Origin of the sequence: Aeromicrobium sp. (assembly GCF_036676885.1) — a bacterium.
Classification (GTDB): domain Bacteria; phylum Actinomycetota; class Actinomycetes; order Propionibacteriales; family Nocardioidaceae; genus Aeromicrobium.
On sequence record NZ_JAKFCB010000133.1, the window covers coordinates 1 to 10,866 of the forward strand.

The following is a 10,866-nucleotide window of genomic DNA, read 5'->3' on the forward strand; positions in this document are numbered from 1 at the left end:
CTCCAGAGCATCCCGCGGGGCGAGGTCGCCGGCTCGGTGTTCGACGGCGCGCGGCTGCTCGCGAGCTACCCGGACTTCTTCGAGCTCAAGCGCACCCGCAAGGGCGAGCTCAACTTCGACTGACCTGTCGCGTGGTCTCGATACGAGCCCCCTCATTCCTCGGGCTCACTCGACCACCTCTTCCACCGCTGGTCGAGTGCCCGCGAGGGACGAGCGGGTGTATCGAGACCACGCGACTTCACTAGGCTCGGGGCATGAGCCTTCATCCGCAGTCTCGCGCCCTGCTCGACACGCTCGGACCCTCCGCGTACGGCTCGCTCAGCGAGACGTACGCGCAGATCCGGGCGACGGCGCGGGCTGAGGCACTGGCCAGCACCGACCGCATCGGGCTCGACCACATCAGCGACCTGGACGCCGACGGCGTGACGTGTCGGCTCTATCGCCCGCGTCAGGGTGCTCCGATCGCGCTCTACGTGCACGGTGGCGGCTGGGTGCTTCACGATCTCGAGACGCACGACAGCTTCTGCCGCTACCTGGCCCACACGACCGGGTGGGCGTTGCTGGCGGTCGACTATCGGCGGGCGCCCGAGAATCCTCACCCCGCGCCACTCGATGACGTGCAGGCTGCCGCGAGGTGGTTGCGTACGCATGACCGCGAGCACCGGGTCGACGCGTCGTTCCTGCCCGCGATCGGCGACTCCTCCGGCGCCAACCTGGTCGCCGGGCTGGCGGTGCGGGAACCGGCGGCGATCGACTTCCAGGTGCTGATGTACCCGCCGGTCGACCGGCGCGCCGACCTCGGTGGCCCCGACGACAACGCGGCGCTCGAGCGCGAGGCGATGGAGTGGTTCTGGGAGTCGTACGCTCCCGGTGAGGTCGGCGACCTGCCCGAGGTCTCGGTCGTCAACGCGACCAACCTGGCCGATCACCCGCCGGCCCTGCTGGTGACCAACGAGCACGACCTGTTGCGCGACCAGGGAGAGGCCTACGCCGCTCAGCTGGCCGAGGCGGGTGTCGAGGTGACCGCGTTCCGGGCGCTGGGCATGGTGCACTCCTACTGGCGGCAGCCCGATGCGTTCGACGCCTCGCGGGCGACCGTCACGATGGCCGGCGCCCTCCTCGACGCCAGACGGGCACGCGCACGCTGACTGGCATACTGGGCGCGTGACCGGGGACGTGCAACAGCTGAGCAAGCGCAGCCGAACCCTCCGCAAACAGGTGACCGAGCGACCTCGCCTGGTCGTCCTCCCGGTCGTCGGGCTGACGCTGGTCGTGCTGCTCGCCTTCCTTCCGGGCCCGGCAACGTTCGTGTCGCTGCTGGTCCTGCTCGCCGGGTCGCTCATGATCCCGAGGATCTCCGAGACCCCGTCCTACTCGTACGGGCTGCCCGGCGTGCCGGACGGGCCGCCGAAGGCCGGACGCATCCCAGTGGAGGCCCACACGTGGGTCAGCCTGGCCGCCGCGGTGGTCGCAGTGCTGCTCACGATCCTCGGTGCACCGTGGCCTGCCTTCGTGGCGTTGGCCGTGGTCGCGGTCGCCGCCTGGCTCGCGTGTGCGGCAACCATGGTCCGCTTCCTGCGTCACGGCCGGAGGGTGCTCCAGGCCCTTGAGGCATACGAGCCCACGATCGCGATGGGATTTGCCGGGCGGTCCGGTGGGCCGTGGCAGCTGCGCATGTGGGAGCCCTACCTCCTGCGCTCCGGCGAGCGATGCGTCGTGATCACGCTGCACGAGAAGTATCTGCCGCTGATCCTCGAGGGGGCCGACCTCAAGTCGCCGCTCGTCCAGCTCGGATCGCGGGGGACTCGGGACCTCCAGTCGCTGTTCGTGCCGTCGATCCGGGCGGTCTTCTACGTCCAGAACGCCAAGGCCAACCAGGGGTTCATGGCCCACACGAACCTGACTCACGTGTGGCTCAACCACGGCGACTCGGACAAGCCCGCCAACTTCAACCCGCGCCACGCGCTGTACGACCTGCTCGTCGTGTGCGGGCAGGCCGGGATCGACCGGTACGAGCGGCACGGCATCCACGTCGCACCCGAGAAGTTCCGGGTGCTCGGGCGTCCTCAGGCGTCCGGCGTCCTGCCGGCGCGCGGACCCATCGCGGAGCTCAAGCCCAAGACCGTGCTCTACGCGCCGACCTGGCACGGCGTCGACGAGACGGTCAACTTCTCCTCGCTCGAGCGCGGTCCGGAGATCGTCCGCGCGTTGATCGAGCGTGATGTCGAGGTCATGTTCCGGCCACACCCCTTGAGCTACCGCTGGCGCCGTCGCCGCGCCGCGATCAAGGAGATCCGCGGCATCATGAGGGCCGACCGCGAGGCCACCGGACGCCACCACAGATTCGGAAACACCGTCGACAAGATCTGGACCGTGGTCGACTGCGCCAATCGCTCGGACGCGTTGATCTCGGACGTCTCGAGCGTCGTCTCGGACTTCCTCCAGTCCGAGAAGCCATACGCCATGACGAGCATGCGGGCCGGCGTCGAGGACTTCCGCAAGGAGTTCTCCGTGGCGGAGACGGCGTACGTCCTGCTGGGCGACCTGTCCAACCTCGACGAGGTGCTCGACGATCTCCTGGTCCGAGACCCGCTGGCCTCGGAGCGCGCCGAGCGCAAACGCTATGTGCTGGGTGAGTTCGTGGGCGAGGAGTCCGCAGACGCGTTCGCAGCGTTCGTACGGGACCTGGTCAGAGGTGCCTGAACGTCCTGTCGTACGGACTGGAACACTGAGCACATGCGCGTCCACATCGGCTCCGACCACGCCGGCTTCGAGCTCAAGACCCACCTGATCGCCTGGCTCACCGACAACGGCTACGAGCCGGTCGACCATGGCGCACACACCTACGACGCCGACGACGACTACCCGCCGTTCTGCATCGACGCCGCCTCGGCTGCCGTCGCCGAGCCCGGATCGCTCGGAATCGTCATCGGCGGGTCCGGCAACGGCGAGCAGATCGCGGCCAACAAGGTCAAGGGCGCTCGCGCGGCACTCGCGTGGAGCACCGAGACCGCGTCGTTGGCGCGTCAGCACAACGATGCCCAGGTCATGGCGATCGGCGGTCGCATGCACACCGCCGACGAGGCGATCGCGATCGTCGAGGCCTTCCTGACGACACCCTGGAGCCACGCCGAGCGCCACCAGCGGCGCATCGACATGCTGCTCGCCTACGAAGAGACCGGCGAGCTTGCCTGAGGGGCACACGCTCCACCGTCTCGCGGACGAGCTCCGCACCGAGTACGGCGGGCGGGCCGTCGCATCGTCGAGCCCGCAGGGCCGCTTCGCTGCAGAGGCGGCGCGTGTCGACGGGCGCGTGCTCGAGGGCGCCGAGGCATGGGGCAAGCACGTGTTCGTCTCGTTCGCGGATGTTCCCGAGCAGGTGCACGTCCATCTCGGCCTGTACGGCACGTTCGTCGTCACTCCGGGCGCGGGTCGACCGGTCGTCGGCCAGGTCCGCTGGCGGTTGGAGGCCGGGTCGACGGCAGACCTCCGCGGGCCCAACGCCTGCGAGCTGCTCACGCCTCCGGAGGTCGACGCGCGGATCGCCCGACTCGGCCCTGATCCGCTGCGAGCCGATGCGGACCCCGAGCGGGCCTGGCGCCGGATCCATCGTTCGACCGTCCCGATCGCCGCGCTGCTGATGGACCAGGCCGTGCTGGCCGGCGTCGGCAACGTCTACCGTGCCGAGGTGCTTTTCCGCAGCGGGGTGGCGCCGATGACCGCAGGTCGCCGGATCTCTCGCAGGCGGTGGGACGCCATGTGGAGCGACCTGGTCGAGCTGATGCACGCGGGCGTTCGTACCGGTCGCATCGACACCGTCCGGCCCGAGCACGAGCCGGAGGCCATGGGCCGTCCGCCGCGCGCCGACGACCACGGCGGCGAGGTGTACGTCTACCGGCGCGAGAGTCAGGCGTGCCTGGTCTGCGACACGCCCGTACGTCGCCGGGTCCTCGCGGGGAGAAACCTGTTTTGGTGCCCGACGTGTCAGCATCGTGGATAGGCTCGATGCTGTGACGACAGGCTTCCGGCGAGCATTGCCAACGGTGGCGAGCTACGTCGACGACCGCATCGTCCGGTGGCGAACCGGCACGAGCGAGGGACAGGTCGCGGTCCTCGCGGCGCTGATGCTCATGTCGACCGGCATCTTGCTGGTGTCGTTGCTCAGCTACAACACCTTTCCCGCCGCGACCTTCGTGATCCCGATGCTGCTCGGCACGATGGCGTTGCGCTACAGGCCTCTGCTGGCGCTGGTGCTGTTCATCGTCGTCGCGACCGCGATCACGGTGACGCGCGAGTCGATCGAGACCGGCATGACGACAGGCCGGATCAGCACGCTGGTGGTCATGGCGATCGTCGCGATCATCGTCCTGTTCGAGTCCAGCCGGCACAGCAGCGGCCTGCCGGGCCCACTCGGCGAGGCGATGCTGGTCGACCTGAAGGACCGGCTCCAGGCGCAGGGCGTCGTGCCTCCGCTGCCCGAGGGCTGGAGGTCACAGTCCGCGATGCTGCCCGCCGGCGGCGTCAAGTTCGCCGGCGACTTCCTCGTCGCCAACCTGTCCGAGGACGAGACGAAGCTCGAGATGGTCCTGGTCGACGTCTGCGGCAAGGGTGTCGCCGCGGGCACCCAGTCGTTGCAGTTCGCGGGCGCCCTCGGCGGACTCATCGGCGCACTGCCGCCCCTCGGCCTGTTCTCGGCCGGCAACGACTTCTTGATCCGCCAGAACTGGGACGAGGGCTTCGCCACCGCCGTGCACGTCCTGGTCAATCTGGCGACGGGCGACTACTCGATCATCAACGCCGGTCACCCGCCCGCACTTCACTGGGACTCGGCCCGAAAGGAGTGGGACATCGACGGGGCACGGGGCATGGCCCTCGGCATCATGAAGCGCCCGGACTTCGTCCAGACGACCGGCCGGCTCGAGGTCGGCGACGCGCTGATGTTCTACACCGACGGGGTCGTCGAGTCACGCACCCAGGACTTCACCGCGGGCATCGAGTGGCTCCGCACCGAGGCCGCCACGATCGTCTCGGCCGGCTTCGAGCAGGCACCACGACGCATCCTCAAGCAGGTCACCTCTGGTGACGACGATCGCGCCGTCCTGATCCTCAGTCGCCCCGGGGTCCCGAGCCTGTCGGTTGAGGAAACTGCGTCTTCAGCATCGCGTCCCAACCCCGTGCTCCCATGAGGTTGCGGCTGCGGATCGACAGCGCAGCCGACGGCGTCACGGTGTATCGGATCCTGGGCCGGCGCGTGGTCAGGGACTTCTCGATGACCTTCGCGACGGTGTCGGGCCCGCCCCCGAGCCGGCGCATCGGTCCGGCGTAGACCTCCTTGGTCGCCTTGGCGACCTCGGCATTGAACTCCGCGTACGGGCCGTCGTCGTTGCCCTCCATCGAGGCGACCGCCGCGTTCTCGAAGTTCGTCGTGATCAGCCCCGGCTCGACGATCACGACCTTGACGCCGAATCCGGCGACCTCGAAGCGCATCGCGTCCGACAACGCCTCCACGGCGAACTTCGTCGCGTGGTACGCCCCGCCGCCCGGGAACACGAGCCGCCCGCCCATCGACGAGATGTTGACGATGCGGCCCGAGCCCTGCTCGCGCATCGACGGCAGGACGAGCTGGCACATCCGGAGCAGGCCGAACACGTTGGTCTCGAACTGTCGTCGTACGTCGTCCAGGTCGAGCGTCTCGACGGCGCCGGACTGCGAGTAGCCGGCGTTGTTGACGAGCGCGTCGATGCGACCCGTCTCGCTGAGCACCGTGTCGACCGCCGAGGACATCGAGTCCTCGCTCGTGACGTCGAGCGCCAGGGTGCGACATCCGCCCGTCGCCAGATCCGCGAGGGTCTCGGGCTTGCGGGCCGTCGCGTAGACGGTCCACCCTGCCTGCGCGAGCCGGGCGGCCGTGGCCTCCCCGATCCCGGACGAGCAGCCGGTGATGAGCACGGTTCGTGGGGCCACGTTGCGATCGGTCATGTCGCTCAGTATGGCGTCGGCGCGCTGATTAGGATACGAAGATGGCCGTCGACCGCGAGCTCGTACGCCTTGTCGATGCGGCCGAGGCCGAGGCCTGGTTCGAGGCGCACCATGCGGACACCGACGGCGCCTGGTTCGTCATCGCCAAGAAGGGCTCGGCCGTGCAGTCGCCGACCGTGTCTGAGCTCCTCGACCTCGCCCTCGCCTTCGGCTGGATCGACGGCCAGCGCAAGCGGCTCGACGACGACACGTACTTGCAGGCCTACATGCCGCGTCGCCCGCGGAGCCCGTGGTCACAGATCAATCGGGACAAGGTCGCGGCGCTGACGGCCGCCGGCCGTATGCGCCCCGCGGGGATCGCCGAGGTCGATCGTGCCAAGCAGGACGGCCGGTGGGACGCCGCGACGGCGAGCCCGTCCACCGCGGAAGTTCCGGCGGACTTCCTCGAGGCGTTGGAGGCGAGTCCCGCCGCGAAGGCGTTCTACGCGACCCTCAACCGGCGCAACACCTTCGCGGTCTACTACCAGCTGCACCACGCCAAGAGGCCGGAGACGCGGGCGCGACGCATCGCCACGTTCATCGCGATGTTCGAGCGCGGGGATACGCCGCACTGACTACCAGCTGCGATCGACCTTGCGGTGGTAGCGCGTGCCGGCCTTGCCGCCGGCCAGAGCGGCCAGCAGCGTCGCGAACAGCGCTGCCGCGATCGTGACCGCACCGCCGATCGTCAGGTCCTCCGTCGGGATCGGCACATCCGGTATGTCGACGCGATTCATGACGTCGTACTCCGAGCCGTACGAGGCGCCGATCACCGCGGCGAGAACCACGACGAGCAGGCTGATGAGCCACACGGCCCAGCCCTGCCGCGTGCCGTCGAAGCGCGACATGCGACCGGCGACATACCCGCCGGCGTAGAAGCTGATCAGGAGCACGATGAGCAGCACGATCGCCGCGCCGACGCTGATCTCGCCGCTCTCGCGCTCGAGCTGCGACTGGGTGATGTCGCTCGCGTCTCCCACCGCTGCGGCGATGGCGGTGATGATGCCCGACAGCAGGACCGCCATCCCGACCGCGACGAGCCAGCCGAAGAATCCTGCGCCGATGTTCATGCCGCCCCACTCCTCGCGGCGGACCTGCTCGACCTCGGCGACGCGCTCCTCCGGGTCGTCGAACCCGGTCGGGCCGACGTCGTCGTGCGTGCGCGTGTCTCTGTCGCCGTGTTCCCCCTTGACCCTGTGCCAGTTCATGGCCGTCTCCTGTTCCTGATGCGCAACGCTCCTTGCAGGGGAGTCGCCTTTCGGAGTACCCATTTCGCGGGGATCTCACGCGATCGCAGAGGTGTCTCGATGGCGCCTGCGGCGCGACGGAGGGGAGCGGACGACGATCCCTTTGCGGGCGGCTTCGCCGCGTCGGAGGGGAGCGGACGACGATCCCTAGGTGGCGCCTTCGGCGCGAGGGAGGGGCCCATGAGTCTCGTCGTCCGCTGGGGGACGGCTACGCCGTGATGGAGCGGACGACGAGACTCGAACTCGCAACATTCTGCTTGGAAGGCAGAGACTCTAACCAATTGAGTTACGTCCGCGAAGCCTTGCGGCAACGACATCCATCTTGCCACACCGGCTGAGCCGATCAGGCGTGGGTCCGCACCACGACGTCGGCGTGGCGGCGGGTCTCCTCGGCCCTGAAGTGGGTCTCCTCCTGCGCCGCCCACATGTCCCAGAACGGCGCGTACACACCACCGTCCCGCGCCAGCGCGCGCTGCTTGCGGACGGCGGTGGGCGCCTCGACCCAGATCAGCAGGCTGAGGAACGGCCGGATCACCGCCGCGCCACTGCCGACGCCGTCGAGGATCAGCAACCGGACCGGGGGCACACGCAGGGTGTCGCCGGGACGATCGGCGACCCAGTCCCAGCGCGATGCCGTCCCGATGCCGTCGACCGCGATCGCTTCGAGGATGCCGTGCGCGACCATCGGGGGAGTCGCGGCCAGGCCGTGCCATCCCGGGTACAGGTCCTCGAGGTGGAGCACGGCACCACCGGCGACCTCGGCCAGCTCATCCGCGAACGTCGTCTTGCCCGATCCGCTCGGCCCGTCGACTGCAACGACGGTCGTCGAGCCGCACGCCGCGTGCCGTTCGCGGATGAGGGCGACGATGTCGTCGTACCGATGAGAGGTCACGGGGCCAGTGTCCACTAGACTGACGCGGCTACGGGATGTAGCGCAGCTTGGTAGCGCATCCGCTTTGGGAGCGGAGGGTCGCAGGTTCAAATCCTGTCATCCCGACCATGTGATCTCGCAAGAGATCGGAAAGTCCCGGACCTGCGGAAGCAGGTTCGGGACTTTCAATCTTGTGGCCGCACGACAGGTCGAGAACCGCGTGACGACCTACAATTGAGGCATGAACACGATCCATCTCACCGACGCCGAGCTCGAGATGGCCCGCCACGCACTGCGCGCGTACCGCCTCGCCTTCGGCCACGACGAGGCCGACATGCTGGCGGAGATCAACCGCGTGATTGCGAAGCTTCGCGCCGCCGAGCCCGAGCCTGAACCCGAATCTGCGGTCGAGGACTCACACGTCATCGCCTGATCATGGTCGATATCGCGCGCCCGGACCGAAGGAGCTGAACGCCATGTTCGCGAAGGCAGGAGACCGCCTGGTCGTCCACGGTCACCATGTCGGTGAGCGGGATCGGGAAGCGGAGATCCTCGAGGTGCGTCACGAGGACGGCAGCCCGCCCTACGTCGTCCGGTGGTCGGACACCGGCCATGAGGGCCTGATGTTCCCGGGGCCGGACGCCACCGTCCAGCACGTCGAGGACGAGAAGCCCAGCTGAAGCCCGGCCACAGGTGAACGTACGGCCAACCGACGCCTGACGTTCACCTACCGCTCGAGGGTTTGTACGAACGCCCCTGCCGCAATGGCGGTGTGAGCACCAGCGCAGGAACCGCGCTCCCGGATCGCAGGAAGTTCGTACTCGGCGGGGTGGGCCTCGCCGCCGGGTTGGGCGTCCTCGGCTCGGAGACCCTGTCGACCCCCGCCGAGTCGTCGACCGTCTCCCCGTTCCGCCATGGCGTCGCCTCCGGAGATCCCCTTCCCGCGGCGGTGGTCCTGTGGACGCGGGTCACCCCGACTGAACGGTCGATGCCCGGATCGGGGCAGGGACCGGCGGTCTCGGTCCGCTGGGAGGTCGCGCACGACGACTCGTTCGACCACGTGGTCCGCACCGGCACCCTCGAGACGGACGCCCGCCGGGACCACACGGTCAAGCTCGACGCAACGGGGCTGGAGCCGGGGACTGAGTACTACTTCAGGTTCTCGATCGGCCAGGAGGTTTCCCCGGTCGGGCGTACGCGCACCGCTCCTGCTGCAGGCAGCGCGCCGAAACGGCTCCGCTTCGGCGTCGTGTCGTGCGCCAACTGGCAGGCCGGCTGGTTCAGCTCCTACCGGCATCTCGCCGAGCGAGGCGACCTCGATGCCGTGATCCATCTCGGCGACTACCTGTACGAGTACCAGCCCGGCAAGTACTCGTACGGGCACCACAACGAGGACATCCGGCGCCATGACCCGCCTCGCGAGATCGTGACGCTGCGGGACTACCGGCGCCGGCACGCGCAGTACAAGACCGATCCCGACCTCCAGGCCCTGCACGCCGCGGTGCCGTTCATCGTCACGTGGGACGACCACGAGGTCGCAGACGGGAGCTGGGCGCGAGGAGCCTTCGAGCACCAGCCGGCGCGGGAGGGGTCGTACGTTCGGCGGGTCCGCGCGGCACAACGTGCGTACGACGAGTGGATGCCGGTACGGATCGCGGGCACCGCGAAGGCCGGCGACGGGACGAAGATCTACCGGCGCCTGCAGTTCGGGCAGCTGGTGGACCTGTCGATGCTCGACCTGAGGAGCTATCGCAGCAAGCGGGTCGCCGACGACGATCCGTCGATCAACGACCCGGGTCGCACGATCGCCGGCGAGCACCAGCTCGCCTGGCTGGCGGGCAACCTCGCCACGTCTCCGTGCCGGTGGAAGCTCGTGGGCAACCCGGTCATGATCACGCCGGTCCGGCTCCCGCCGAGACCGGCGGCCGAGGAGTTCGCGCTCAGCCAGACCGTCAGCTTCACGCCGCTGAGATCGGCGGCGCCCAACACGGACGAGTGGGACGGCTATCCCTCCGACCGTCGCCGGCTGCTGGCTCGGATGGAGACAGACGGCACGCCGGACGTCGTGTTCCTGACCGGCGACGTCCACACCGCGTGGGCCAACGAGGTGCCCGGCCCGAGCGGGAGCCCGGTCGCCACCGAGCTCGTGTGCAGCTCGATCACCAGCAACAACGTGGACGACTTCATCGGCGCACGGCCCCGCACCGTCTCGCTCGCGCTCGAGGCGGCGATCCAGGGCGAGAACCCCCAGGTCCGGTTTGTGAACCTGGACGACCACGGATACTGCGTCCTCGACGTGACGTCGTCACGGATTCAGATGGACTGGTACGCCGTGGAGGACCGGCGCGACCCGCGCTCGGGCACGCGTCGGCTGGCGTCGTGGGCGGTCAGGTCGGGAGTCCCGCGGGTCGAGGCGGTCGACCGGCCGCTCGACGCCTGATCCTTTCCCCGAGACTCGATTCGGGGCTTCCTGGCGCTCATGAGAGACTGGTACGTCGCTGTTTTCGCCGTACGTATGTCGGCCTCAGCCCCCAACCGTCAAGCATCGAGATCATGCAGGAGTCAGTCACGTGAAAAGCACCACCGAGACACTGAGCCCCACCCGGGTCAAGCTCACCATCGAGGTGCCGTTCGAGGAGTTCAAGCCCAGCCTCGATGCTGCCTACAAGACCATCGGCTCGCAGATCACGATCCCCGGCTTCCGCAAGGGCAAGGTCCCCGCGGCGATCG

At 68.9% G+C, this 10,866-nt stretch carries 14 protein-coding genes and 2 tRNA genes; 12 read left to right on the forward strand and 4 right to left on the reverse strand.

Annotation, left to right across the window (positions count from 1 at the left end; all coding sequences use genetic code 11):
* The first annotated feature begins 9 nt into the window (after nt 1-9).
* The 6 genes from V6M46_RS19605 to V6M46_RS06765 all read left to right on the forward strand — a co-directional run bounded on the left by V6M46_RS19605 (nt 10) and on the right by V6M46_RS06765 (nt 5,186).
* Nucleotides 10-123, forward strand: coding sequence for a mycothiol-dependent nitroreductase Rv2466c family protein (locus V6M46_RS19605; protein ID WP_442880461.1), 114 nt, complete (start codon nt 10-12; stop codon nt 121-123).
* Nucleotides 124-254: 131 nt separating this feature from the next.
* Nucleotides 255-1,148: an alpha/beta hydrolase gene (locus V6M46_RS06745; RefSeq protein ID WP_332663123.1), complete on the forward strand. Its 894-nt coding sequence runs from the start codon at nt 255-257 to the stop codon at nt 1,146-1,148.
* 16 nt (nt 1,149-1,164) lie between these two features.
* A complete protein-coding gene (locus V6M46_RS06750; protein WP_332663125.1) occupies nt 1,165-2,703 on the forward strand; it encodes a CDP-glycerol glycerophosphotransferase family protein in 1,539 nt (512 codons plus the stop codon).
* Between the two features lie 33 nt (nt 2,704-2,736).
* Complete coding sequence (locus tag V6M46_RS06755) at nt 2,737-3,195, forward strand: ribose-5-phosphate isomerase (protein WP_332663128.1); 459 nt, start codon at nt 2,737-2,739, stop codon at nt 3,193-3,195.
* Entirely contained in the window at nt 3,188-4,000 is an 813-nt protein-coding gene (locus tag V6M46_RS06760; protein ID WP_332663130.1) for an Fpg/Nei family DNA glycosylase, read from the forward strand. The genes V6M46_RS06755 and V6M46_RS06760 overlap by 8 nt, the downstream gene beginning before the upstream one ends.
* A 10-nt stretch (nt 4,001-4,010) precedes the next feature.
* Nucleotides 4,011-5,186 carry a PP2C family protein-serine/threonine phosphatase gene (locus V6M46_RS06765; protein WP_332663132.1) on the forward strand — a complete coding sequence of 392 codons (1,176 nt, stop codon included), beginning with the start codon at nt 4,011-4,013 and terminating at the stop codon, nt 5,184-5,186.
* On the opposite strand, the gene V6M46_RS06770 is transcribed toward V6M46_RS06765, so the two are convergent.
* Nucleotides 5,107-5,979, reverse strand: coding sequence for an oxidoreductase (locus tag V6M46_RS06770; protein WP_332663135.1), 873 nt, complete (start codon nt 5,977-5,979; stop codon nt 5,107-5,109). The genes V6M46_RS06765 and V6M46_RS06770 overlap by 80 nt on opposite strands.
* 41 nt (nt 5,980-6,020) lie before the next feature.
* Here V6M46_RS06770 and V6M46_RS06775 point away from each other — a divergent pair, with 41 nt between their 5' ends.
* Entirely contained in the window at nt 6,021-6,593 is a 573-nt protein-coding gene (locus V6M46_RS06775; RefSeq protein WP_332663138.1) for a YdeI/OmpD-associated family protein, read from the forward strand.
* Here V6M46_RS06775 and V6M46_RS06780 read toward each other — a convergent pair whose 3' ends face one another.
* From V6M46_RS06780 to V6M46_RS06790, 3 genes are all read right to left on the reverse strand, one after another.
* Nucleotides 6,594-7,226, reverse strand: a complete 633-nt coding sequence (locus V6M46_RS06780; protein WP_332663141.1) for a tripartite tricarboxylate transporter TctB family protein — start codon at nt 7,224-7,226, stop codon at nt 6,594-6,596.
* A gap of 258 nt (nt 7,227-7,484) precedes the next feature.
* Nucleotides 7,485-7,561: transfer RNA gene (locus tag V6M46_RS06785), tRNA-Gly, on the reverse strand.
* 47 nt (nt 7,562-7,608) lie between these two features.
* Nucleotides 7,609-8,157, reverse strand: a complete 549-nt coding sequence (locus tag V6M46_RS06790; protein WP_332663144.1) for a 4-amino-4-deoxy-L-arabinose transferase — start codon at nt 8,155-8,157, stop codon at nt 7,609-7,611.
* 31 nt (nt 8,158-8,188) lie between these two features.
* Between V6M46_RS06790 and V6M46_RS06795 the strand changes: the two genes are divergently transcribed.
* The 5 genes from V6M46_RS06795 to V6M46_RS06815 all read left to right on the forward strand — a co-directional run.
* Nucleotides 8,189-8,265: transfer RNA gene (locus V6M46_RS06795), tRNA-Pro, on the forward strand.
* 112 nt (nt 8,266-8,377) lie between these two features.
* The gene (locus V6M46_RS06800; RefSeq protein ID WP_332663146.1) at nt 8,378-8,569 is read left to right on the forward strand and encodes a hypothetical protein; all 192 of its coding nucleotides are present in this window, start codon (nt 8,378-8,380) and stop codon (nt 8,567-8,569) included.
* Nucleotides 8,570-8,612: 43 nt separating this feature from the next.
* Nucleotides 8,613-8,816: a DUF1918 domain-containing protein gene (locus V6M46_RS06805; protein ID WP_332663149.1), complete on the forward strand. Its 204-nt coding sequence runs from the start codon at nt 8,613-8,615 to the stop codon at nt 8,814-8,816.
* Nucleotides 8,817-8,908: 92 nt separating this feature from the next.
* Entirely contained in the window at nt 8,909-10,576 is a 1,668-nt protein-coding gene (locus tag V6M46_RS06810) for an alkaline phosphatase D family protein (RefSeq protein WP_332663152.1), read from the forward strand.
* 130 nt (nt 10,577-10,706) lie between these two features.
* Nucleotides 10,707-10,866: trigger factor family protein (locus V6M46_RS06815; RefSeq protein ID WP_332663155.1), on the forward strand; the 160-nt coding region annotated here is incomplete at its 3' end.